General features: G+C 36.8%; 24 protein-coding genes and 2 pseudogenes. 20 read left to right on the top strand and 6 right to left on the bottom strand.

Annotated features, from left to right (window positions below):
• Positions 1 to 670 precede the first annotated feature (670 nt).
• The 9 genes and pseudogenes from ACEN3Z_RS05130 to ACEN3Z_RS05090 form a co-directional block, all read left to right on the top strand.
• Positions 671 to 1,222, top strand: a complete 552-nt coding sequence (locus ACEN3Z_RS05130; RefSeq protein WP_138405463.1) for a DUF402 domain-containing protein — start codon at positions 671 to 673, stop codon at positions 1,220 to 1,222.
• A 273-nt stretch (positions 1,223 to 1,495) separates the two neighbouring features.
• Positions 1,496 to 3,445: a type I pullulanase gene (gene pulA / locus ACEN3Z_RS05125; protein ID WP_407089910.1), complete on the top strand. Its 1,950-nt coding sequence runs from the start codon at positions 1,496 to 1,498 to the stop codon at positions 3,443 to 3,445.
• A gap of 352 nt (positions 3,446 to 3,797) precedes the next feature.
• Positions 3,798 to 4,427: a phosphoribosyltransferase gene (locus ACEN3Z_RS05120; protein WP_407089908.1), complete on the top strand. Its 630-nt coding sequence runs from the start codon at positions 3,798 to 3,800 to the stop codon at positions 4,425 to 4,427.
• 114 nt (positions 4,428 to 4,541) lie between these two features.
• A complete protein-coding gene (locus ACEN3Z_RS05115; protein ID WP_407089907.1) occupies positions 4,542 to 5,039 on the top strand; it encodes a flavin reductase family protein in 498 nt (165 codons plus the stop codon).
• 385 nt (positions 5,040 to 5,424) lie between these two features.
• Entirely contained in the window at positions 5,425 to 7,233 is a 1,809-nt protein-coding gene (gene glmS, locus ACEN3Z_RS05110; RefSeq protein ID WP_218930002.1) for a glutamine--fructose-6-phosphate transaminase (isomerizing), read from the top strand.
• 101 nt (positions 7,234 to 7,334) lie between these two features.
• Complete coding sequence (locus ACEN3Z_RS05105) at positions 7,335 to 7,922, top strand: acetate uptake transporter (protein WP_407089906.1); 588 nt, start codon at positions 7,335 to 7,337, stop codon at positions 7,920 to 7,922.
• 169 nt (positions 7,923 to 8,091) lie between these two features.
• A pseudogene (locus ACEN3Z_RS05100) lies at positions 8,092 to 8,199 on the top strand (VOC family protein); the annotation flags it as partial.
• A gap of 41 nt (positions 8,200 to 8,240) precedes the next feature.
• Positions 8,241 to 8,450 (top strand): VOC family protein, encoded by a 210-nt coding sequence (locus ACEN3Z_RS05095; protein ID WP_138405473.1) that lies wholly within the window; start codon positions 8,241 to 8,243, stop codon positions 8,448 to 8,450.
• Between the two features lie 90 nt (positions 8,451 to 8,540).
• Positions 8,541 to 8,978 (top strand): annotated as a pseudogene (locus ACEN3Z_RS05090) (VOC family protein); the annotation flags it as partial.
• Positions 8,979 to 9,062: 84 nt separating this feature from the next.
• Here ACEN3Z_RS05090 and ACEN3Z_RS05085 read toward each other — a convergent pair.
• The 4 genes from ACEN3Z_RS05085 to ACEN3Z_RS05070 form a co-directional block, all read right to left on the bottom strand.
• Complete coding sequence (locus tag ACEN3Z_RS05085) at positions 9,063 to 9,239, bottom strand: hypothetical protein (protein ID WP_407089905.1); 177 nt, start codon at positions 9,237 to 9,239, stop codon at positions 9,063 to 9,065.
• Between the two features lie 33 nt (positions 9,240 to 9,272).
• A complete protein-coding gene (locus ACEN3Z_RS05080) occupies positions 9,273 to 9,461 on the bottom strand; it encodes a hypothetical protein (protein ID WP_138405471.1) in 189 nt (62 codons plus the stop codon).
• 337 nt (positions 9,462 to 9,798) lie between these two features.
• Positions 9,799 to 11,589, bottom strand: coding sequence for a LysM peptidoglycan-binding domain-containing protein (locus tag ACEN3Z_RS05075; protein WP_138405097.1), 1,791 nt, complete (start codon positions 11,587 to 11,589; stop codon positions 9,799 to 9,801).
• Positions 11,590 to 12,208: 619 nt separating this feature from the next.
• Positions 12,209 to 13,849 (bottom strand): phosphoenolpyruvate carboxykinase (ATP), encoded by a 1,641-nt coding sequence (locus ACEN3Z_RS05070; protein ID WP_407089903.1) that lies wholly within the window; start codon positions 13,847 to 13,849, stop codon positions 12,209 to 12,211.
• 343 nt (positions 13,850 to 14,192) lie between these two features.
• Between ACEN3Z_RS05070 and ACEN3Z_RS05065 the strand changes: the two genes are divergently transcribed.
• The 3 genes from ACEN3Z_RS05065 (at position 14,193) to ACEN3Z_RS05055 (ending at position 15,183) form a co-directional block, all read left to right on the top strand.
• Entirely contained in the window at positions 14,193 to 14,393 is a 201-nt protein-coding gene (locus ACEN3Z_RS05065; protein WP_138405099.1) for a cold-shock protein, read from the top strand.
• Between the two features lie 167 nt (positions 14,394 to 14,560).
• Positions 14,561 to 15,103 (top strand): GyrI-like domain-containing protein, encoded by a 543-nt coding sequence (locus tag ACEN3Z_RS05060; protein ID WP_407089901.1) that lies wholly within the window; start codon positions 14,561 to 14,563, stop codon positions 15,101 to 15,103.
• On the top strand, positions 15,043 to 15,183 hold the full coding sequence (locus ACEN3Z_RS05055; protein WP_407089900.1) for a hypothetical protein: 141 nt from the start codon (positions 15,043 to 15,045) through the stop codon (positions 15,181 to 15,183). The genes ACEN3Z_RS05060 and ACEN3Z_RS05055 overlap by 61 nt, the downstream gene beginning before the upstream one ends.
• Positions 15,184 to 15,264: 81 nt before the next feature.
• On the opposite strand, the gene ACEN3Z_RS05050 is transcribed toward ACEN3Z_RS05055, so the two are convergent.
• Together ACEN3Z_RS05050 and ACEN3Z_RS05045 are read right to left on the bottom strand one after the other, a co-directional pair.
• Complete coding sequence (locus ACEN3Z_RS05050; protein WP_407089898.1) at positions 15,265 to 15,786, bottom strand: nitroreductase family protein; 522 nt, start codon at positions 15,784 to 15,786, stop codon at positions 15,265 to 15,267.
• Positions 15,787 to 15,812: 26 nt separating this feature from the next.
• Entirely contained in the window at positions 15,813 to 16,022 is a 210-nt protein-coding gene (locus ACEN3Z_RS05045) for a nitroreductase family protein (RefSeq protein WP_407089897.1), read from the bottom strand.
• 197 nt (positions 16,023 to 16,219) lie between these two features.
• Here ACEN3Z_RS05045 and dhaK point away from each other — a divergent pair, with 197 nt between their 5' ends.
• The 8 genes from dhaK (at position 16,220) to ACEN3Z_RS05005 (ending at position 25,100) form a co-directional block, all read left to right on the top strand.
• Positions 16,220 to 17,212 (top strand): dihydroxyacetone kinase subunit DhaK, encoded by a 993-nt coding sequence (gene dhaK, locus ACEN3Z_RS05040; RefSeq protein WP_407089896.1) that lies wholly within the window; start codon positions 16,220 to 16,222, stop codon positions 17,210 to 17,212.
• A gap of 12 nt (positions 17,213 to 17,224) precedes the next feature.
• A complete protein-coding gene (gene dhaL, locus ACEN3Z_RS05035; RefSeq protein ID WP_407089895.1) occupies positions 17,225 to 17,806 on the top strand; it encodes a dihydroxyacetone kinase subunit DhaL in 582 nt (193 codons plus the stop codon).
• A complete protein-coding gene (dhaM, locus tag ACEN3Z_RS05030; RefSeq protein WP_338489610.1) occupies positions 17,806 to 18,180 on the top strand; it encodes a dihydroxyacetone kinase phosphoryl donor subunit DhaM in 375 nt (124 codons plus the stop codon). Before dhaL ends, dhaM begins: the two co-directional genes overlap by 1 nt.
• Positions 18,181 to 18,197: 17 nt before the next feature.
• Positions 18,198 to 18,911 carry an MIP/aquaporin family protein gene (locus ACEN3Z_RS05025; protein WP_138405104.1) on the top strand — a complete coding sequence of 238 codons (714 nt, stop codon included), beginning with the start codon at positions 18,198 to 18,200 and terminating at the stop codon, positions 18,909 to 18,911.
• Positions 18,912 to 18,952: 41 nt separating this feature from the next.
• Entirely contained in the window at positions 18,953 to 20,470 is a 1,518-nt protein-coding gene (gene glpK / locus ACEN3Z_RS05020) for a glycerol kinase GlpK (RefSeq protein ID WP_407089894.1), read from the top strand.
• Positions 20,470 to 22,305, top strand: coding sequence for a type 1 glycerol-3-phosphate oxidase (gene glpO, locus ACEN3Z_RS05015; protein WP_138405106.1), 1,836 nt, complete (start codon positions 20,470 to 20,472; stop codon positions 22,303 to 22,305). Before glpK ends, glpO begins: the two co-directional genes overlap by 1 nt.
• Before the next feature lie 135 nt (positions 22,306 to 22,440).
• Complete coding sequence (locus tag ACEN3Z_RS05010; protein ID WP_407089893.1) at positions 22,441 to 23,736, top strand: alpha-amylase family glycosyl hydrolase; 1,296 nt, start codon at positions 22,441 to 22,443, stop codon at positions 23,734 to 23,736.
• A gap of 116 nt (positions 23,737 to 23,852) precedes the next feature.
• Positions 23,853 to 25,100 (top strand): extracellular solute-binding protein, encoded by a 1,248-nt coding sequence (locus tag ACEN3Z_RS05005; RefSeq protein WP_138405108.1) that lies wholly within the window; start codon positions 23,853 to 23,855, stop codon positions 25,098 to 25,100.
• Positions 25,101 to 25,187: the final 87 nt, after the last annotated feature.

Raw genomic sequence — 25,187 nt, 5'->3', positions numbered from 1 at the left:
TTCGATATTAATTGATTTCCACGAAAATTGGGAAAATAACGCTCGGACATTCTTACAAGTGTAATGTGCATGATGACCAGATGATATAACTACATTGAGACTTTTACACAAGATTATGGACTTGACAGTGACAGTGGAAATTGGAAGGTTAACGGGACATGTCATATGGTGACAAGGGAAATTGGGTGTTTAACGGGACTTGTCATGATGCGACAAGGGGAATTGGAAGTCTAACAGGACTTGTCATGAGGTGACCAGGGGAATCGGAGCTCTATCAGGACATGTCATATGATGACAAGGGAAATTGGAGGGTTAACGGGACATGTCATATGGTGACAAGAGAAATTGGAAGTTTAACAGGACATGTCATGAGGTGACAAGGCAAATTGGAAGTTTAACAGGACTTGTCATGTGGTGACAGTGGAAATTAGACGTTTAACAGGACATGTCATGAGGTGACAGTGGAAATTAACACACTAAACCAAAATTACCAATCAATAAAGCAGCGACTACAGTGATAAATTTTAAATCAAAGCAACTATTTTATATAAAACGTCAATACTCAAATCATTTTGTAACACAAGTGTAAGTATTATGTTATAATAATCGAGAATAACCATACAGTCGATAGACTGGAACGTAATATATAATATAGAAAGTGGGTTAAGTGATGAAACAACCGAAAGAAGGTGAATTCATCACTATTAAAAGTTATAAACACGATGGTTCGTTGCACAGGACATGGCGCGATAATATGGTCTTAAAAACGAGTGAGCAATCAATTATTGGTTGTAATGATCATACATTGGTAGTCGAATCAGATGGCCGTAGATGGGTTACACGTGAAGTTGCACTTGTCTACTATCATAAACATTTTTGGTTCAATATCATCGCAATGTTACGTAAACGAGGGGTTACATATTATTGTAACTTAGCCTCACCATATGTGATGGATAACGAAGCCTTGAAATATATTGATTATGATTTAGATATCAAAGTTTTTCCAGATGGGGAGAAACGTTTATTGGATTTAGATGAATATGAAATACATGGGCGTCGGTATCATTATTCAGATGAGATAGATCGCATTATCAAATACCAAATACAAGAGTTAGTGAGATGGATTGACGAAGGTCGCGGACCATTCTCTCAAGAATTTATTGATATTTGGTATGAACGTTATTGTCAGCTAACACATCGCAACAAAATAAATAATAACTAAATAGTAGTGAATTCGCTTAAAGGGAGATTATTGAATCGCCATTGAATGAGCGATATGCGATGATATCCCACGATACTGAGCCTCTTAGAAGATAACTATCTTTTAAGAGGTCTTTATTTTGACAGAATTTATATTTTGTGTATTATAGACTAACTAAGAATAAAAAATATAACCCAAATATCACCTACAAACGAACTTAAATTAAGATTATTGAGATGAATTGACCGAACTGAGACTTTTGCATGATAAGAATGAAATTATAGGAGTAATTCAATGAATGAATATAGTACAACGTCTCAAAGTAAACCAGAATATGATTACAATTATTTAACTACAATTATAAATCAAATCAGTCACGATTCAGTTTTTGTTGAAAGGAACTATTATCCTGGAAAACTCGGCGCTATATATAGTAGAGAAAAAACAGAGTTCAAATTATGGGCTCCAACTGCATCACAAGTTGAAATATTAATTTATGATGGTCATTATGGTGTGTTAAAAGAAAATATTGTAATGACGCGGTCAAATGACGACAAGATATTTATCCATACAATTGAAGGAGATAACCATGGGTTAACATATCGTTATCGGTTAACGTTTTTTGATGGGCGAGTGAATACGTCAAATGATCCATATGTGAGAGCTGTGACGGTCAATGGACAGCGCTCAGTTGTCGTTGATTTAGACAGAACGAATCCTGATAACTGGGGAGAAAGAATGCCCGAAATGGATGATATTAGTAAAGCAGTAATTTATGAACTGCATTTACGCGACTTTACTGTAGACTCGGATAGCGGAGTCACTCATAAAGGAAAATTTCTTGGAGCTATTGAAGAAAATGCAACGAATCCCAATGGTTCATCAACGGGTATCGACTACTTAAAAGAATTAGGTGTGACTCATGTGGAGTTTCTCCCATTATTTGATTACCAAACCGTAGATGAGACCGTCGAAAAGCCACGTGAATATAATTGGGGATACGACCCACAAAATTATGGTGCGCCAGAGGGGTCGTATTCAACCAATCCTTATGATCCATTTACGCGAATTAAAGAAATGAAACAAATGATACAAGCCTTCCATGATGCTGGCTTAAGAGTGATTATGGACGTTGTTTATAATCACGTTTATGAAGTGGACGACCATAGTTTCCACCTCACTGTACCGGGTTACTTCTTCCGATATAATGACGTTGGACAGTTTACGAATGGAACGGGTGTCGGAAACGATACAGCTTCAGAACGTTATACGATGCGCAAGTACATTGTTGACAGTGTATCTTATTGGGCTAAAGAATATCAAATCGATGGTTTCCGCTTTGATTTAATGGGAATCCATGACACAACCACTATGAATACCGTGCGAAAAGCGTTGGATGAAATTGATCCAAGTATCTTACTTTTTGGTGAGGGCTGGGATTTATATACACCCTTAAGTGAAAATATGGTAGCCAATCATAATAATGCAGTATTGATGCCAAGAGTCGGCCAATTTAATGATGGACTACGAGAAGCATTAAAAGGAAATGACTTTGAAGCAACAGCTCGAGGCTTTATTAATGGAGCTTGGCATATGGAACAACAAGTCGCTCAAAATGTCTTGGCAGGTGTTGATTTTGGTTCATACAACGATCCTCAACAAGTGATTCAATACGTTGAAGCGCATGACAACTTTACCTTGTATGATAAATTAAGAGCAGCAGATCCAGATTTAGATGAGAATACCATTACGAAACGCCATGAATTAGCGACGACAATTATTCTGTTATCACAAGGAATACCTTTCATTCATGCGGGTCAAGAATTTCTTAGAACAAAAAAAGGCGTCCGAGATAGTTATAATAAACCAGATGAAATTAACAAACTTGAGTGGTTAAGACAAGATGCGTATCGTGAGTCAGTCGAGTTAGTTAAAAACCTTATTAAATTAAGAAATCAAGAACCTTTATTCCATTTATCAACTTATAAAGAGATTAAAGAAAGAATTGAAGTAACTAGAGCAGATTACCAAATTGTTCAATTAACTTATAAAGGAGACGGCTATAAGCTGTTTGTAACCTTTAATGCTCAAGGGAATATGTTAAATGTTCCAGTTAAAAAAGGTGAGTACATTAAAAAAGTGACTAATCGTCGTGTTTATCTTGAAGATGACAATTTAACAGGGGAAATTGATAATATACTTATCGATTCTTACACCACTTTAGTCTTAAAGAAATTCGACTAATCACTCATTTATAGAACAGACCACTACATTTGTTAGATGTATCTTTACAAATATAGTGGTTTTTTTGTGCAGTTTTTAAGACTCATGAAGAATATGTAACCTAAGTTGTTATATCGTTTTACCCTAGAATGTTCGTGTTTTTAAAAGAGATTAAATTGAAAGCGTAAGTAAAAGTGTTTTTTTGGAAAAATTATTACGATTCATTCTGCTACTATGGTATATTTTAAGTATAGATAAACATATTTTATGTGGCAGTGGATAAAGATAATTACCAGTCGTTATATTTCTATATTAGAATTATGAGCGAAGTCATTAAGAAAAGTGTTTGAAAGCTATTAAAGAAAGGGGTAAGATGATGCGATTCAATGATAGAGAAGAAGCAGCAAAGCAATTAACAGAAAAGATAAAGGTGGACGAGCCAAAAAATACAATTGTATTGGCAATGCCACTTGGTGGAGTACCATTAGGACTGACAATAGCCGATGAATTTAATATTCCTTTAGATGTCATCTTAGCCAAAAAGATAGGTCATCCGATGAATTCAGAATTTGCGATTGGAGCGATGGCAGAAGGTGGCGAACCACTAATGAATGACGATATTCACGTGAGTTCGACTTGGTTAGAGAAGCGAGTGAAACAAATTACGGACGAGATTGATCGTCGTCGAGCGATTTATAGCGAAGTGATTGAGAAACAATCATTGACCGACAAACATGTTATCCTAGTTGACGATGGAATTGCGACTGGGCATACAATGTTTGCGGCAATCGAGTCTGTCCGCTCTAAAAAACCACTAAGTATTAGTGTGGCAGTTCCAATTATTCCAGAAGACACTTTCAAAGCTCTTGAAAAAGTCGTTGATAATATTTACTACGTACAAATTCCGGAAGCATTTTTAGGTTCAGTTAGCGCCTATTATGAAAACTTCCCGCAATTAGATGACTACAAAGTCGAACAATTATTAGGCAATCAATCTATTTAATTAATAAAGCATCCCTTTCTAAATATAGATTGGGATGCTTATGTTTACAAACATTCTAATACGTGTTAGATTAAGTTGGGGCAGATTTAATAAATATAAAGGGCGGTATAAAAGTTGGAAGATAAGACAGTTCAGTTATTTAAAGACGCAATGGCAAATTACCCCTCAGGCGTTGTGATTGTTACGACGACAAATGATGAAGGACTCCCTGTGGGCATTGCTGCTAACTCTTTCACATCACTTTCGATAGACCCGCTATTAGTATTATGGTCAATCGGTAATAAGTCATCATCTTATGATATATTCAATCATAGCAAGCAATTTGCTGTTCATTTATTAGCTGGAAGCCAACCGGAACTTGTAAATATTTTTTCGCGCAAAGATATTGATCGCTTCGCACAGATTGAGTGGAGCTTTTCAGAAAGTGGCTTACCTATTATTGAAGGCGCTTATGCGACGTTTGAATGCGATACCTTTGAAACAATAGTGGCGGGCGACCATGCGATTATTACCGGAAGCGTCAAGCACATCACAACAAATATTCAAAATCCATTGCTATATCACCAAAGAAGAGTCGGACCGTTACCACTCACATTTCATGGAAATATATAGATAGACACCTCGAGTTACTTAAACGTTTCTCGAGTTTTTTGTCGACCTCTGAATTAATTGACTGAAATTAAATATATTTAAAATGTTGGTAATACTATATTGTTAAGGTTATCAGCTTAAATAAATAAAAAATATTTTGACAAATGGCCTTCTATAAGATAAAGTAATATAGCTTTTAGAAAATAATTAAAAGGAGTATAAACATACAGGATAGCGCCAGGCCTTAAATATAAGGTGACGAGGATTGAACTTATCGAGATTTCGGCGGATGGTTCAAGGTAGTGTAATCTTTAGAGTTAATAAAAACCATTGTGTAAATATTGGTACAGAGATTAACTTACACACCTAAAAGCAAAATAATTAGGTGAAAAGAGGAAATAAATCAATGTGTGGAATTGTAGGATTTATTGGAGAAGGTAACGTACAAGAAGTTTTAATTGGTGGTTTAGAAAAATTAGAATACCGTGGATATGATTCAGCAGGAATTTTTGTTGTTGATAAAGAAGCCAATGGGCATCTATTTAAAGAAGAAGGTCGCATTGCGAAATTAAAAAGCGAAGTCAACTTTGATTTACAATCTGTAGTTGGAATTGGACATACACGTTGGGCTACTCATGGACCAGCAGCAACTTATAACGCTCATCCACATCGCTCAGCCAACCAACGATTTGTTCTTGTTCATAACGGTGTTATTGAGAATTATAAAGAGATTAAGGAAGAATATTTACAAGGTGTTGAATTATCTTCTGATACAGATACTGAAGTGGCGGTTGCTTTAATTGAATATTTTGTAGAAGCGGAAGAATTATCAACGAAAGAAGCCTTTAAAAAAGCTCTATCAGTGATCAAAGGTTCGTATGCTTTTGGTTTAGTAGATCAATTAGATCCAAACGTTCTTTATGCTGCTAAAAATAAAAGTCCTTTATTGATTGGTAAAGGTGATGGCTTCAATGTCATCGTCTCAGATGCGATGGCAGCCATTGAACATACAAATGAGTATATCGAAATTAAAGATAATGAAATGATCACAATTACTCAAGATAACGTAATCATCGAAGACGTTGAAGGTAATGTTATTGAGCGTGAGTCATATATTGCCGAATTAGATGCCAATGATTTAGAAAAAGGTGCTTATCCTTTCTATATGATTAAAGAAATTGATGAACAACCTGCAGTATTACGCCGTTTGGTTCAAGAATATCAAAATGACCAGCACGAGTTTGAAATCGATACAGATTTAACAGATGACTTGTTAAACAGTGACCGTGTGTACGTTATCGCTGCAGGTACAAGTTATAATGCGGGTTGGGCAAGTAAAGCCATCATGGAAAAAGTAGCTAAAATCCCAACTGAAGTACATTTAGCAAGTGAATTTGCTTACGATATTCCATTACTAAGCGAAAAACCGTTCTTTATCTTCTTAACTCAAAGTGGTGAGACGGCAGATAGTCGCCAGGCCTTAGTGAAAGTGAATGAATTAGGTCATCCATCATTAACAATTACAAATGTTAAAGGATCTACACTTTCACGTGAAGCAAGTCATACTTTATTACTTCATGCTGGGCCTGAAATTGCAGTTGCTTCAACAAAAGCTTATACTGCTCAAATTACAGTGATGGCAATTTTAGCGGATGCGCTTCGTGCATTAAAATCTGAAGAAGCATCGTTTGATATGGCTAAAGAAATTGGTCTTGCAGCTTCAGCAATGGAATCAATCTTATCAGAACGCGATGATATAAAAACTTGGGTTGACTCAAACTTAATGGAAACACGTAATGCTTTCTATATTGGACGTACTGCAGATTATTACGTAGCGATGGAAGCGGCTTTGAAATTAAAAGAAATTTCTTATATCCAAACTGAAGCATTTGCCTCAGGAGAATTAAAACATGGTACCATTGCTTTAATCGAAGAAGGTACACCAGTCATTGCTTTGATTAGTGGCGAACTAACTTCAGCTCATACTCGCGGTAATATCGAAGAAGTAAAAGCTCGTGGAGCGAATACGATGGTGATTTCAACACATGCTTTATCTAGAGAAGATGATCAATTCATTGTTTCTAACTTGAACGAGTTATTAGCACCGCTAGTTATGGTGGTTGTAACACAGATGATTGCATACTATACAGCCTTAGGTCGCGGTCTAGATGTGGATAAACCACGTAACCTTGCTAAAAGTGTAACAGTTGAATAAGCTTTATTTAAGTAAACCTTAATAATCATTGCTAAAGGCCTGTATAATAGGTACAATAAGAGACAGTGTGTAAAATATTGTATTGTACTGGAGATATGGATTTGGAAAAAGAAAAAAATGTATTATTTAGTGAGATTACTGCAAACCCGGCACCTTTAGGGTTAATGGGCTTTGGTATGACAACAATACTGTTGAACATTCATAATGCAGGATTCTTTCCACTAGATTCAATGATCCTAGCTATGGGAATTTTTTACGGTGGTACGGCACAAGTTGTTGCGGGTATTATGGAATTTAAGAAGAATAATACATTTGGAACGACAGCTTTCACTTCATACGGATTTTTTTGGATGGCTTTAGCAGCTCTGAACATCCTTTCAGAAATGGGATATGGAGTACCAGCTAATTCACTTTCAATGGCTGCATTTTTATTTATGTGGGGCTTCTTCACATTGTTTATGTTTATCGCTACTTTACGCATCTCAAAAGCATTACAAGTAGTCTTTGGAACATTGACACTTTTATTCTTCTTATTGGCAATCGGTAACTTTACCGGATCGACTTTAATCTTAATAATCGCAGGTTATGAAGGAATCATTTGTGGATTTACTGCAATTTATGCAGCAATGGCACAAGTAATTAATGAAACATATGGTAAAGTCGTATTACCAATTGGCGAAGTACAATAAGTAATTAAGTTTATAATTGGGCTACTTTTGATCAGTAATTTACTGATTCAAGGTAGCCTTTTTCGCATTATTTCGAACAATATAATGAAAGGGATTTCTCTCGACATCCCCATTCATTATACACTTTGAACAGATAGTCACTTTGTCAATTTTAAAGGAGCACATTGTAATGAGGCAATTAGTTTCAGCTCTATGGTTTGATAAGGAAGCAGAAGAAGCGGGTAATTTTTATACGTCGATATCTGAAAATTCAAGGATTATACGCAGAGAAACTTTTAAAGATACACTTATTGGTGATTATGAATCTATGGATTTTGAATTGAAAATTTATCATTTGAAGCATTTAATGATAGTGAACACGCTGGTTTTAACTCATCAATATCGATCATGGATTCGATGGATACAGCTAAAGAAGTTGATGCTTTATATGCGAAGTTATCCGTCGGTGGTGTTGATCTAATACCGTTAGATAGTTGTCCTTATAGGGAACGTTATGCCTGGGTTCAGGACAAGTACGGTGTGACATGACAAATTATGGTTGATGAAAATAGTGCGGTAAATCAAAAGCTCAAGTTAAATTTATTATTTAGTGGTGAGAGTTGTTGAAAGGCAGAAGATGCTTTAAATTATTATCATGAAGTTTTTAACCAATCAGAAATCGAAGCGGTATCTTATTATAATGAAGACGAAGCCGAAGATATCCACGAAAAAGTAAATTATAGTGAATTGTATATTAATGGTCAAAAGTTAACTCTGATGGATCATGGAATGGGCAGCGGCTTTAATTTCAATGAAGCTTATTCATTGATGATTCTGTGCGGTTCACAAGCGAAAGTCGATTATTACTGGGATAAACTATCCCATGATTCAGACTTCGAGCAATGTGGTTGGTTGAAAGACCAATTCGGTGTCCAGTGGCAAATAATGCCTGTGAGGTTTTATGAACTGATGAAAAATGGTTCAGAAGCAGAGCATTGGCGGGTCACACAAACGATGTTAAATATGAAAAAACTCGATATCGAAGCATTAGAATATACAATGTATGAGTTGAGTTAAGAAAAAGTGTTTCTCCAATTTGAGAAATTACCTTTGCTTGGTAGATAATTCACCGATAACACTCACACGTACTTCATCATCAATTTATTCTTTTTCGCCTGGAGTACCTTCGATTGAACCAAATGGCATTTGTGCAACCAGTTCGTATGAAGCAGGCAAGTTGAACATTTCTTTAACTGATTTATCAAAGCCTTGTTCAAAACCAATATTCATATGTTGTAAGCTAGCTCCTAAGTTTAATTCAGCTAAAGTAACCCACATTGAGAATTGCATATTTGCATCGTTATGAATTTTTTAGGTATCTGCACGAACACCTTCACCTAGACCAGCTTTAACTGCATTACGGTCTTCGAAGAAGAAGATTGTAACTACTGCGCCTTTAGCACCTTCCATAACACCTGAGAATATATCCCACATCGCACTTTGCATAACATCTTTTTGAACTTCTAAGATATGGTCCCAGAATTTTATCGTTTTCTTCACCAAATAATACAACTAAACGAGTTGTTTGACTGTTACTTGCAGAAGGAGTTTCTCTTGCTACTTCGTGAAAGCGACTAATAATTTCCTCTTTTGTTAAATCTGTTTGAATCAAAGATATCGATATTAGAATATTAATTGAAAATATTAAACTCGAATTCAACATAAAATCTAATATTAGGTTATGATAGCTATTTTGTTAACTTTATTTCATACGTTTCTAAATTTCAAAAACTTACGTATAATTTTTTTGAATTCATTTTTTAGTATTATAATGAAAGGATAATATTATAATTAAATAAAAAAATACTCCCTCTCGGGAGTATTTCATTGCTATAAACTATTTAGGTTGGAAGTATAGAACAAAACTTCCTTTAAAGTAATTCACAAAATAATTTATGTGTTCATTATAATCAAAATTCTCTTCAGCATAAGTTACTGCACTGTTAACTGTTGGAAAATATTTTTTCACTAAAGTCATGCCAGGCATATAAGCAAGGTCACCAGGTTTGGGTGCAACAAATTCAGGCGTTTCTGGATCTTCATCAGAACCATCTGGGATGAGTAATACGTCCCCGATTTGTAGGTTGTTGTTTGTTAGACTGTTCGCATCTTTAATCGCTTCTATAGTTGTCCCAAAATGTTGTGCGATTTTGTATAAGTAATCTCCTGCTTGAACTGTGTAGTAAGTTTCAGATGGTGTTTCTTCGTCGTCATCATCATCTTCTTCAGAACCGTCAGGGATAAGTAATACATCGCCAATTTGTAGGTTGTTGTTAGTTAAATCGTTCGCATCTTTAATCGCTTCGACAGTCGTTCCAAATTGTTGCGCGATTTTGTATAAATAATCTCCCGCTTGAACAGTGTAGTAAGTTTCAGACGGCGTTTCTTCTTCGTCGTCATTTTCTTCAGAACCGTCAGGGATAAGTAATACATCGCCAATTTGTAGGTTGTTGTTAGTTAAATCGTTCGCATCTTTAATCGCTTCGACAGTCGTTCCAAATTGTTGCGCGATTTTGTAAAGGTAATCTCCTGCTTGAACAGTGTAGTAAGTTTCAGACGGCGTTTCTTCTTCGTCGTCATTTTCTTCAGAACCGTCAGGGATAAGTAATACATCGCCAATTTGTAGGTTGTTGTTAATTAATTCGTTCGCATCTTTAATCGCTTCGACAGTCGTTCCGAATTGTTGCGCGATTTTGTAAAGGTAATCTCCTGCTTGAACAGTGTAGTAAGTTTCAGACGGCGTTTCTTCATCGTCGTCATCTTCAGAACCGTCGGGGATAAGTAATACGTCCCCAATTTGTAGGTTGTTGTTAGTTAAATCGTTCGCATCTTTAATCGCTTCGACAGTCGTTCCGAATTGTTGCGCGATTTTGTAAAGGTAATCTCCTGCTTGAACTGTGTAATAAGTTTCAGACGGCGTTTCTTCTTCGTCATCTTCCTCAGAACCGTCCGGGATAAGTAATACGTCCCCAATTTGTAGGTTATTGTTAGTTAAATCGTTCGCATCTTTAATCGCTTCGACAGTCGTTCCGAATTGTTGTGCGATTTTGTATAAGTAATCTCCTGCTTGAACTGTGTAGTAAGTCTCAGACGGCGTTTCTTCGTTACTATCGTCGTCATCTTCTTCAGCAGAATCAGAAGGTATGAATAAGACATCACCGATTTGAAGGTTATTACTTACAAGGTTATTAGCTTCTATTAAATCTTCAGTTGTGATTCCAAAGCGATTTGCAATTTTATATAAGTAATCTCCTGGTTTAACTACATAATAATGACCATTTTCCGAAGTAGGTTGAACGGTTTGTGTTTCGTCTACCGTAGTATCAATCTCTTCATTAGTCGTTTCGTCAGTGATTTCAGAAGAAGTTTCTTCTTCTGGAGTTTCCTCATTAGGAGATTGAACAATTAATTGATCTCCGATTTGTAAATCATTTGATGATAAATTATTCCATTCAATCAATTCATCTACTGTCACATCGTATTGAGGTGCAATATTATATAAATACTCCCCAGCTTCAACTGTATGAGTTGTTTGTTGAGCCTGAACATTCAGTGGGGCAACGCCTAATACTGCTACTACCGCCAATGCACTCATTGACGATGTTAAAATTTTTCTTTGTAATTCCATTTCTATTGCTCCTTTTCTTAAATTGTATTTTTACATAAATATTACGCAACCGTTACATTCATGTTAACTATAATACAGGATAATGTCAATGGATAACCTTGAAAACTCTTACATTTTTCTTAAACTTCTTAAATAATTCATAAATATTAACCGATCATAGGATTTTAGATGAATTTGAATGGGGAAAGAGGGGGCGGGATTCCAATTTCCCCTGTCACAGAATGACGCGTCCCGGTAGCTGTCTAATTTCCCGTGTCACTCCATGACCAGTCCTGTTAACCGTCTAATCTCCCATGTCACTCCATGACCAGTCCCGTTAACCGTCTAATTTCCCTTGTCACTAGATGACCAGTCCCGTTAACCGTCTAATTTCCCTTGTCACTAGATGACCAGTCCCGTTAACCGTCTAATTTCCCGTGTCACTCCATGACCCGTCCTGTTAACCGTCTAATTTCCCCTGTCACAGAATGACCTGTCCCGTTAACCGTCTAATTTCCCCTGTCACAGAATGACCTGTCCCGTTAACCGTCTAATTCCCCCAGTCATCACATGACCTGTCCCATTAACCAAAAAACCCCATTGCCATTCACAGGCAATGGGGGAATAACCAAATCCAAACCTAGCTTAATGAATCAACTAACTCTTTTAGCGCTTGAGTAATTTCTTCAGGTAAGCTATCTTCAGGATTTTCTTTGTTGTAATTTTGAATGTAGTCTAATCGAACTTGCATTCTGGCTTTTAATAATTTTGTATATTCAGGATCATCGAATGGAACAGGGAACTTATCTAATGGAAGGTACTCGAAACTTTTGATTGGTCCAAAGTTTTCAAATTCACCTTTGCCTTCAACAATTGCTTCAATAACACCGAGGGAATCTTCAGGAGTTACTTTTTCACCAAGGAATTCACCTGTGTTAATGATGTAGGCATCTACGCCGTCTTCGAATAATGACTTAAATTTGTCAAAATCTTCTACTAATGGATATGCCCGAAATGGATTTGCGTAAGGTTCAATAACTAATTGGTCTAAACTATCTGTTGTATTCTCAGCACTTGTTCGTTTTGTAGCTAAAGTACAACCAAAGGTTGATGCAAGTAGTGGATCTGTTATTTTAACTAAAGGTGGTAATGCGTCATCTTTCATAATCCAGTAGATAGCATTAATTGGATCTTCAATCTTATCAACCCGGTTAGGTGTCGAATATCTAGACTTAACAGTACGGCCATTCCCATTTCGAATATCTTCAGTGACAAGCACGCGTTCATTATTTTCATTTAATGTAACTCCAACGTTTTGAACAGTGACAAAATAATCTTGTTCCACATGTCCAGCAGGGTAGTCACTTGTCTTATCAAAGTATGATGGCTCTAAAGCGACAGATGAACCGTCTTCAGTACTAATAATAAATGAATCGTCATGAAGGACTTCGATTTCGTATTTGTCGTCGTGTTTGGCATGAGTTAAAGTAGATTTTCCTGAACCAGACAGTCCAAAGAAAGAAGCAACATGATTTTCGTTGTCTTTTGACTTAAATTTCTTTAAACCACCATGACAAGCCACGTATTTATTACGATGAGCAGATGCCCAAGCTAGCGTTAACGTTCCTTTTTTAATTTCACCAAAGTAGTTCATACCTAAGATACAGGCAGCATTTTGATCTGCATCAATATATGATAAGCCCAGAGGATAATCAGGATGGGTCCAATCAGGATCAAAGAAAATATAAATATCATTCTCGTCATATTCCTTAGAGTTTTGGTAACGATTTGCATACGTATCATTTAAGATCTGGAAGTTCATTAACCAAGAATACATATTATTACTTTCTTTTTCAGGCATTGTAATGTGAGCGCGCACCATAAAGTCTTCATCTAAACCAACGATACCGGTTGATTTGATAAAGGGTCTAAAGCTCGCATCGTAAATCGCCTCACGAACAATAGGGAAGAGTTCTTTATCTTCCTTTGAATCTAATCCGACGATTCGTCGGGCCTGTGCAGTTCTACCTACTGTTGCACCATCATTTACAAGTAAAATATTTGCGTCTTGCGGCAATTCTAATTCCTCAGCATGTTTAACGTTAGCATCTAATACAATTGTTTGCGGTGCATTTTTAGCCAATTCATACGCTTCTTTGACAGAAGTAATTTCTCGTGTATTATTTGAATAAAAGGCAGTTTCAACAGTTGTCTTTAAAGAAGAGAAGTGCGGTTTACTTTTGCGAATAGTTTCAGTCGAGTGATTCCTAATAGTTCCCATAATTACCAACCTTTCAAATTTTATTTAAATAATATTGCTGACATAAAGAAACGTAAGCATTAGAACATTCCTATATAAATATATTATATCCCTGTTCAAGTCTTTTGTTAAGCGTTTTCACTTATTTCAGTCAGAAACACAGCTTATAAACAGAATTATAAAAAGTTAAAACTATTTTGTTAAAAAGCTTTACATTTTCTAGATCCAATGTTATAGTATTAATTGTAGTATTATTAGTTAACAAATTAATTGGCTTTTTATTCATTTTAGATTAAATCCAACAATTTTAAAACGATATATTGCAAATACAACGTGCATAGAGCACACATGGAGGAAATTTTTTATGAATACAGGTACAGTTAAATGGTTTAACGCAGACAAAGGTTTCGGATTTATCGAACGCGAAAATGGTGGAGATGTTTTTGCACATTTCTCAGCTATCCAAGGTGATGGGTTCAAAACTTTAGAAGAAGGACAACAAGTTTCTTTTGATATCGAAGAAGGACAACGTGGAGAGCAAGCGACTAACATCGTTAAACTATAATTCACATTAAAAATTCAGGGCAGCCTAGCAATAGGCTGCTTTTTTATTTTGTAATAATTTCCTAGATGCAACACTCTGTGTATTAGAAATATCAAGTGGAATCCAAAGATACTCGTTATTATATAGAGGTGAGGAAGAATACAATGTTACAGATGTTGTATTAAGATTTGGTTATCAATCCGTGGAGGGTTTTTCTAGAGCCTTTCGGGAGTGGAGTGATTATCTTCCTTCCGAAGTCATTAAGAATAACATTCAAGAAGTCGTATTTTAAACTCACATTCTATATAGATATTCGAGGAGGTGAAACAATAGAATTTAAAAACGATCATAAAGAAGCGTTTAATATCGTTGGTGTTAAGGCGACAGTACCCATTCAATTTGAAGGTGAAAATAACCATATTGCCAATTTAGCTAAGTTCATTACAAAACAACAAAAAGCAGAAATTCACCAACTAACAGGATTGTATCCAAATCAAGTCGTCAACGCATCATATAAGTTTGATGGCAAAGGATTTGATGAAAAAGGGGAACGCACTCATATGATTGACTTTTTAACTACAGAGGACAATACCTTTGGGGATTTAGAACAAGTAAATGTCGAAAAACATACGTGGGTAATATTTCCAAATAAAGGATCTTTCCTAAAACATTGCAAGATACATGGGAGAAGATATATTCAGAATGGTTACCATCATCGAAAATTGAATTAGTCGAAGCACCTGAAATTACGTTTACACAATTTGATCGATCCCAAGATAACGTTTATAGCGAAATTTGGCTTGCAGTTTAAAAAAATAGAACCATCAAATTCACACATTGATAGCCCCAGTCTTCCAACTAATCAGGAAGGCTGGGGCTTTTTTCATTCCAACTATTCATCGACCATTAAATCAAACCCTTGCTTTTCAACAACTTGCAGTAATTTTTGACGTAATGGATTCGGTGTACTTAATTTACGAACCACTTGATCGGTGTATGTATCAGATCGACGATTTTTTTCACGGGTGTCATAATAATACGACATCTCTTCATCATACTCTTTCAGTTCAGTAGTTATTTCAGCCACATAAGGATATGAATTTTCTCCTACTTTATATTTAAGGTCCATTCTCGGTTTTAATTGAGGATTATCATCAGGATAACCAAACAACATGCCAACCATGGGAAACGTTAATTCAGGTAGCTCTAAGATATCGATAATTTCTTGCGGGTCATTTAGAATACTTCCTAAGTAAACTGCGCCGAGATCGTATGATTCAATTGCGGTCGTCAAATTTTGTGCAGCTAAGTATGCATCCGCAACTCCTTGGAAAAAGACATCCATCGTTCGGTAACTCTCACCTTTGTATCCTTTCTCTTCAGCAATTTGCATCATACGGAAAGTATCTACCACAAAGATTATTAATTCAGGTGCTTCCGCTACATAAGCTGTTTACACACTTCAGCGATTTGGTCCTTTTTCGCTTGGTCCGTGACGCGAATCACAGAATATGTTTGCATTCCAGAACTTGTCGCTGTCCGGTTCATAATCGTGAATAGCTTATTTCTTAAGTCGGAATCAACTGGCTTATTTTTAAAGAAGCGGATTGTTCTGTGTTCTAATTGATGCTTCGTTGTATAATTTTGCATTTACTAATGACCTCTTTCTTCTAAATATTGGGATAATTGTAGCATAAATATTTTCATAAGACGTTTGCGAAGCTTAGAAGTCTGCCTTAAGGTTCACATAAATAAGTTTAATAAGTGAGAATGGTTGAAAATAATTGATATAAGCGTTTTCATCTAGTAAGATTAAGACATCAAAAGAATAAGGAGAGTGTCGTTTCATGAAGAAAATTATGAATAATCCGAGTCAAATTGTTGATGAAATGTTAGAGGGATTAGCATATGCGCACAATGACATTGTAGAAAGATTATCTGGGTTTGATGTGATTGTCCGTACTTCTGAGAAAAAGAATCGAGTGGCAGTTGTATCTGGTGGTGGTGCCGGTCATGAGCCATCGCACGCAGGTTTCGTAGGTGAGGGTATGTTAACTGCAGCGGTAAGTGGTCCAGTATTCACTTCCCCAGCACCAGATCAAATACTAGAAGCAATTAAGGCAGCAGATGAAGGAGCAGGTGTATTCTTAGTAATCAAAAATTACTCAGGAGACGTTATGAACTTCGAAATGGCACAAGAATTAGCTGAGATGGAAGACATCGAAGTAGAAACAATTATAGTAGACGATGATATTGGAGTCGAAGACTCACTGTACACTCAAGGTAAGCGAGGGGTAGCAGGGACAGTCTTAGTGCATAAGATAGTGGGCTACTTTGCTGATCAAGGGAAGTCTTTAGCAGAAATCAAAGAAATAGCAGATGCATTTGTCCCAAATATTCATACAATTGGTCTCGCTTTAACTGGGGCAACAACGCCTGAAGGTGGTAAGCCAAGCTTTAATTTAGCTGATGATGAGATTGAATATGGTGTTGGTATACACGGTGAGCCAGGCTATCGTTCTGAGAAGCTAAAACCTTCAAAAGACTTAGCTACAGAACTAGTCACTAAATTATTAGAATCATTCGAGATTAAAGAGGATGAGTCGATTGGTGTCTTCATTAACGGCATGGGTGGTACGCCATTAATGGAACAATATGTCTTTATGAATGATGTTCGTGCCTTACTCGAAGATAAAAATATTGATGTTCGTTTCAAAAAAGTAGGCGACAACATGACGTCTCTAGAGATGCAGGGACTTTCATTAACATTGATTAAGTTCAAAGACGAGAAATGGTTAGAAGCATTAAATGCACCAGCGAAAACAATTGCTTGGAAATAGGAGAGATGGTTTATGGAATTAGAAGTAGTATTAAAATGGATGGAACTTTTCAATGAAAAAGTTCAAGCAGAAAAAGTTAAATTAACAGAACTAGACACACCTATTGGTGATGCAGACCACGGGAATAATATGTCCCGTGGGATGAAAGCTGTTATGGAAGGCTTAGAAACCGATCAACCAGAAACAGCAGCAGACGCTCTAAAAGTGGTAGCAAAAAATCTCTTGAGTAAAGTTGGAGGGTCTGCGGGTCCATTATATGGTTCTGCAATTTTAGGTCTAGCTAAAGGTGTGCAAAATGAAGCAGTGTTGGCAGAGTCAATGAATGATGGATTGGAGGCAATTAAAAAACGTGGTAAATCCACTGAAGGCGAAAAGACAATGATTGATACATGGTCACCCGTTGTGAAAGCACTCAAAGAAGGAACTTTAACTTCTAAAGTGATCCAAGATGCCGTTGAGAACACAAAAGATATGAAAGCAACGAAAGGAAGAGCTTCCTACGTTGGCGAGCGTTCAATTGGACATATTGATCCTGGTGCATACTCCTCAGGATTATTATTTGAAGCATTTATAGAAGCAGGAGGCATAGAATAATGTCGGAATATGGAATTGTCATTATGTCACATTCGAAAGATATAGCTCAAGGAATTCATAATTTATTAGATGAAGTAGCGAAAGATGTCAGTATTACCCATGCTGGTGGAGACGAAGATGGCGAGATTGGAACAACGTTTGACGCCGCTTCAGAGATGATTGAAAAGAATCCAAAAGATAAACTGCTCGCGTTTTTTGATCTTGGAAGTGCAAAGATGAATTTAGAAATGGCAGTCGAAATGTCAGATAAAGAAGTGAAAGTATATGAAGTTCCAGTAGTTGAAGGAGCATATACAGCCGGTGCACTATTACAAGCAGAGGCAGACATAGAAGTAATTGAAGTACAGCTTAATGAGTTAAAAATAAACAAATAAAAAAATGGAGGTAGGCAATTATGGATTTTGTAGGAGAATTATTAGGGACGTTTATATTGGTATTATTAGGTAATGGTGTTGTTGCAGGTAATGTGTTAAAAGGAACTAAGGGCGAAAACACAGGTTGGATTATGATTACACTTGGTTGGGGTCTTGCGGTAACTTTAGGGGTACTTGTGTCAGGTTTCTATAGTCCAGCTCACTTAAACCCAGCAGTTTCGATTGCTTTCGCAGTCTTAGGACAAGTATCTTGGGGTACAGCATTTATGTATATTATTGCTCAAATGATTGGGGCAATGTTAGCGCAAGTCGTTGTTTGGTTACAATATTTACCACATTGGGATATGACACCAGATCCAGAAACTAAATTAGCCGCATTCTCAACAGCACCCGCTGTTCGTGATACAACGTCAAACTTCATTGGTGAAGTTGTTGGTACTGCAGTCCTAGTGATTGGTGTAATGGCAATGGGACCAAATAACTTATCATCAGGTTTTGGACCATTCGTCGTTGGTGCAATTGTAGCTTCCATCGGACTTTCACTTGGTGGAACAACCGGTTATGCGATTAACCCAGCTCGTGACTTAGGGCCACGTATCGTTTATCAATTCTTACCAATGAAAAACAAAGGAAACGCTGACTGGGGCTATGCTTGGATTCCAGTATTAGGACCAATCGTTGGTGGTATCGTTGGAGGTCTAATTTATAATCTAGTTTTAGCAGGAATTTAATTTTTTGAGACGCATTGAGATTAAAAAAGGAGAGAATATGAATGGCTGAAAAATATATTATGTCAATCGACCAAGGGACAACAAGTTCACGTGCAATTATTGTTAATAAAAAAGGTGAAATCGTTGGAAGTGGCCAGGAAGAATTCGAACAAATTTACCCACAAAGTGGTTGGGTAGAGCATGATGCGAATAAGATTTGGAACAATGTACAAGCGGTAATTTCAAAAGCAATTATTGAAAGTGAATTACAACCAAAAGACATTGAAGCCATCGGTATCACAAATCAACGTGAAACGACTGTCATCTGGGATAAAGAAACTGGAAAACCAATCTACAATGCTATTGTGTGGCAATCTCGTCAAACGGCTTCAATCGCTAATCAATTAATTAAAGATGGACACACAGATATGATTCAAGGCAAAACTGGATTAGTCATCGATGCGTACTTCTCAGCAACTAAAGTTCGTTGGATTCTTGATAAAGTTGATGGCGCACAAGAACGCGCTGAAAACGGCGAATTATTATTCGGAACAATTGATTCATGGTTAGTTTATAAATTAACTGGTGGAGACGTTCACGTCACGGACTATTCAAACGCAGCTCGTACGATGTTATTTAATATTCATGATCTAAAATGGGATGAGGAAATCCTAGAGTTATTAAATATTCCAACCTCAATGCTTCCAGAAGTTAAATCAAACTCTGAAGTTTATGGATACACTAAGACATATCATTTCTATGGAAAAGAAGTGCCAATCGCAGGGATGGCAGGGGACCAACAAGCAGCCTTATTTGGACAAATGGCTTTTGAACCAGGTATGGTTAAAAATACTTACGGAACAGGTTCATTTATGATTATGAATACGGGTGAAGAAGCTAAAGCTTCTGAGAACAACTTAATTACTACAATTGGTTACGCCATTGATGGTAAAGTGCACTATGCATTAGAAGGATCGATCTTCGTTACTGGAGCAGCGATTCAATGGTTACGTGATGGTCTTGAGTTATTCAAAGAATCACCAGAAACTGAAGAGATGGCATATAAATCAAAAAGTGAAGATGAAGTATATCTAGTGCCGGCATTTACTGGTTTAGGTGCGCCGCATTGGAACTCAGCAGCTCGTGGTTCAGTTTATGGCTTAACGCGCGGTACTACTAAAGAAGATTTAGTTAAAGCAACATTACAGTCAATTGCTTATCAATCACGTGACGTATTAGAAACAATGAAGAAAGATACTGGTTTAGAGATTGAGGAATTACGTGTTGATGGTGGGGCAGCAATGAACCAATACTTAATGCAATTCCAATCTGATATTGCGAACGTAAAAGTTGTACGTGCAAAATTATTAGAAACGACTGCTCTAGGTTCAGCTTACTTAGCTGGTTTAGCTGTAGGTTATTGGAAAGACCAAGAAGAATTGAAACAATTAATTGAAGTCGGGGAAACATTCGAACCCGATATGGCAGAAGACAATCGTGAAGCTTTATATGAAGGATGGGAAAATGCAGTAGACGCAACAATATATTATGCTAAGAAATCTCAAGGAGGAGATGAGTAGTGGCAGTTCTATCATATCGCTCAAGATCTGAAGTAATTGAACAGTTACAAGCAGATACATTTGATTTAGTAATCATTGGTGGCGGTATTACTGGGGCTGGACTGGCGGTACAAGCAGCGGCGAGTGGAATGAAGACGGCCTTGCTCGAAATGCAAGATTTTTCTGAAGGAACAAGTAGCCGTTCAACGAAATTAGTACATGGTGGCTTACGTTACTTGAAGCAATTTGATGTAGAAGTTGTATCTGAAACAGTTCAGGAACGTGCAGTTGTTCAAGGCATTGCACCGCACATACCGAAACCAGATCCAATGTTACTACCATTATATGACGAACCAGGCGCATCTTTTTCTCAATTAGAGTTAGAAGTGGCGATGGATTTATATGACCGTTTAGCTGGTGTCGAAGAGACGGACTTTGCGAATAAACTCTTAACAAGAGAAGAGGTTATCGAAAGACAACCAAACTTGGCTAAAGAAAATTTAATTGGCGGTGGATTTTACTTAGACTATCGTAATAATGATGCACGCTTAGTTATTGAAAACATTAAGCAAGCCCATGAAGATGGTGCAGCGGTCTTAAGTCGGGCAAAAGTGACAGGCTTTGAATATAATAATCAACAAAGAATTCAGTCTGTCGTTGTTAAAGATATGTTGAGTCAAGAATCATTTAAAGTGAAAAGTCAGTTAGTTATTAATGCAACCGGACCATGGAGTGATACAATTCGAGCACTTGATACGGAAGTTGACACAACACCTCAAATGCGCCCAACTAAAGGGATTCATTTGGTGGTCGATGCTAAGAAGCTACCTGTTAATTCACCCGTATACTTTGATAGTGGTGAAGGTGACAAACGAATGGTATTCGTACTACCAAGAGAAACTAAAACGTATTTTGGAACAACCGATACAGATTATGATGGTGATTTAAAACACCCTCAAGTCAGCTTACATGACGTTGAGTATTTACTTGAGATTGTGAATCGACGTTTTCCAGATGCGAAGATTACAATTGATGATATTGAAGCGAGTTGGGCAGGTCTAAGACCACTCATTTCAGGAAACAGTGGATTGGATTATAATGGTGGGCATAATGGAGCTTTATCAGATGAAAGTTTTGACGAATTAGCTTTATTATTTACTGAATATAATGAAGGAAGAGTACCAAGAGCCGAAGTTGAGAAGGGAATTCGTGACGCGAATCGTAATAATGCAGAGTCTGGAAACGACCCATCCGCAATTTCTCGTGGAAGTGATTTATCTGTTAGTGAGTCTGGACTTCTGACACTTGCTGGCGGTAAGATTACTGACTACCGTAAAATGGCCGAAGGCGCGATGAAAGTCATTATCGATACTTTAAACAAAAAGACCGATAGAGAATTTACTTTAATTGATTCCAAAGCGTATCAAGTGTCTGGTGGACATTTTGATAAAATGCGAGTGGATAAATCAATCGCAGACTTTGCTAAATTATATGAAGAAGCTGGTCTGAATTCAGAAGAGGCTGATTACTTAGCGAATTTATACGGATCGAATGCGAAACGTGTATTAGAATATTTAGATCAAGCCAAAGAATATGCAGATAAATTATCATTGCCAGTTAAAGATGCGATGAGTTTACTCTATGCAATTCATGAAGAAGCTAACCTAACAAGTGAAGACTTCTTCTTAAGACGGACAAACTACATGCTCTTTAGAACGGATGAGATGCATCCCTTAGTTGACCCAGTCCAAGCAATCATTACTGAAGAGTTAGAATTAAGTTCAGAAGAAAGTGAAAGACAAGCCAAAGAATTAGAAGAATCAATGAGAGAACATGCACTCGAAGATTTAAAATAGTCAAACTCATACATCCCCTTTGTAAAGATTATAACTCAAGTTAATTATATTTTAATTAACATTTCACTTTACAAAAGGGGATTGTTTTTGTATATTTTATGCAAACGTTTTACTAAATGAAGAAAGGAAGATTGAATGGCAAAACAAACAAGTATTAACTTAAGAAAGTCTGTAATTTACAGTATCTTTGTTAGAAATTTCACTGAAGAAGGTACATTCAAAGCAGTCGTTTCTGAGTTAGATCGAATCAAAGATTTAGGCACAGATATCGTCTGGTTTCTCCCGATGTATCCTATAGGTGAGGAGAGCCGCAAAGGGGAAGATGGCTCACCATATGCGATTAAAGATTACCGCAGTGTCGACCCAAATTACGGTACTATGGAGGACTTTGAAGAATTAATTGAAGAAATCCACAATCGTGGAATGAAAGTTATGATAGATATTGTCTATAATCATACGTCGCCTGATTCTATCCTTGCTAATGAACACCCTGATTGGTTTTATAAAACAGCCGAAGGTCATTTTGGAAACCGAGTCGGTGATTGGAGTGATATTGTCGATTTAGACTATAAGCATCCTGACCTATGGAATTACCAAATTGAAACACTAGAACAATGGGTTAAACGTGGTGTAGATGGCTTTAGATGTGATGTTGCACCTTTAGTGCCGATTGAGTTTTGGTTACAAGCACGTGAAGCCGTAGAGGAAATAAATTCAGAAGTGATTTGGTTATCCGAATCAGTCCATCCTGGTTTTATTCGAGAATTAAGATCAAAAGATATGATTGCACTAAGTGACAGTGAAATTTATCAAGCCTTTGATATGACTTATGACTATGATGTTCATGATCATTTTGAACTATATTTAGAAGGCAAGATTGATATCGAAGCGTATATCGAACGTCTTAAAGTACAAGATTACACGTATCCTTGGAATTATGTGAAGATGAGAAACTTAGAAAACCATGACCACTTACGAATTAGACATCGTATCCCAAAAGACAGTGAATTAATGCAGTGGACAGCCTTCACCTTTATGCAAAAAGGATCGTCACTGATTTATAACGGACAAGAAGTATTAGCCGAGATGACACCAAGTTTATTTGACCGTGATCCAATTGCTTGGGATAGCGGACATGACATTAGCGAGTTTTTAGCTAAGTTAGCCCAAATTCAGAAAGAATTTGTTCCCTTAGATGGTTTATATTCACTTGAAGCAGATAATGAGACAAATACAGTGACTTTAAATTATAAAAATGCTCAACAAACTTTCTATGGAGTATTTAACTTAAAAGACTCAGAAGGATCCATCGATTTCCCAGTCGCAGATGGCGAATATACGAATTTAATATCAGATGAAAAAGTAACAATTACAGACGGAAAGCTAGATATAGCCAATACGCCGCTGGCTTTACTTGTGAATAATTACTAATTATGAAATAAATGTGAATTTTTTAGTTGAAAACGCTTGATTAATGCAAACGATTGCGGTATTATAATTGTAGTAATTAAAGCGTTTACACAAACGCAAAAATAGGAGGAAAATCAATGAAATTTGATTGGAAAAAAATTGTTACTGGTGCTACAACTGCAATTCTAGGAGCATCTGTCGCTGCAAGTGTATTACTACCTGCACAGGAAGTATTAGCACAAGAGGAAACACTCATTATCTCTGCCGCTGGTCATTATGACTATGTTATTGAAAATATCGAAGCTTTTGAAGAAGAGCATGGTGTAAGTGTTGAAGTTTGGGACACAGATATGTTCGAAGTATTAGATGGTTTAGCATTAGATGGACCTGCTGGAACAGGAGCGGACGTAGTTATCGCACCTTATGACCGTATTGGTTCATTAGGTATGCAAGGTTTAATCCAACCTGTGACTCTGAATGAGGATGCTGGCTACAATGAGACAGATCAGCAACAAGTAACTATGGACGGTCAAATTTATGGAGCGCCAACTGTTATTGAAACATTAGTAATGTTCTACAATACAGAATTATTAGATGCTGCCCCTGAAACATTTGAAGAATTAGAAGCGATTTCTCAAGATGAGCGTTTCGCATTTGAAGATGAAGAAGGACGTAACGTTGGCTTCTTAACTAACTGGGTTGACTTCTATATGACTTATGGTCTATTGGCTGGTTACGGTGGATATGTATTTGGTGAAGATGGAACAAATACTGAAGACATTGGATTAAATAATGAAGGCGCTATCGAAGCTATTGAATACGCAACAAACTGGTACCAAAACACTTGGCCACAAGGTATGTTAGACGTAACTAGTGCTACAGACTTCATTAACCAATCATTCATGGAAGGTAATACTGCTGCAGTAATTACTGGACCTTGGATGGCAAATGATTTCAATAACTCTGGAATTCCTTATGCTACTACAACAATCCCAACATTACCTAATGGTGAAGAATACAAACCATTTGGTGGAGGGAAAGCATGGGCAGTCTCAGCCTTTACTGAAAAAACTGAATTAGCACAAGAGTTCTTAAACTGGGTAACTAGTGAAGAGCAACAAACAATTATGTACGAACGCTTAGGCGAAATTCCTGCGAACCAAGTAGCTCGTGAGCAAGCAGCTCAATCAGACAGCGAGTTAACAGCAGCTGTAATTGAAGTATATGAAAACGCAGTACCAATGCCAAATATCCCTCAAATGGCCGAGGTATGGGTAGGAGCTGAAAGTTTAATGTTTGATGCAGCTTCCGGAACTAAAACTGCAGAAGAATCGGCAAACGATGCAGTTGAGTTAATTACGCAAACAATTCAACAAAATTATTAATACTGAAATTAACTAACAATGTCTGGTTGGCCTACGCCAGCCAGATTTTTTAATCATTAGTTTGGGAAGTATTAGAGGAGGCTTTAT

Origin of the sequence: Ruoffia sp. FAM 26254 (assembly GCF_045528545.1) — a bacterium.
Lineage (GTDB): Bacteria > Bacillota > Bacilli > Lactobacillales > Aerococcaceae > Ruoffia > Ruoffia halotolerans.
The sequence above is the reverse complement of the archived record's forward strand: the minus strand, read 5'-3'. Positions and strand labels throughout refer to the sequence as shown.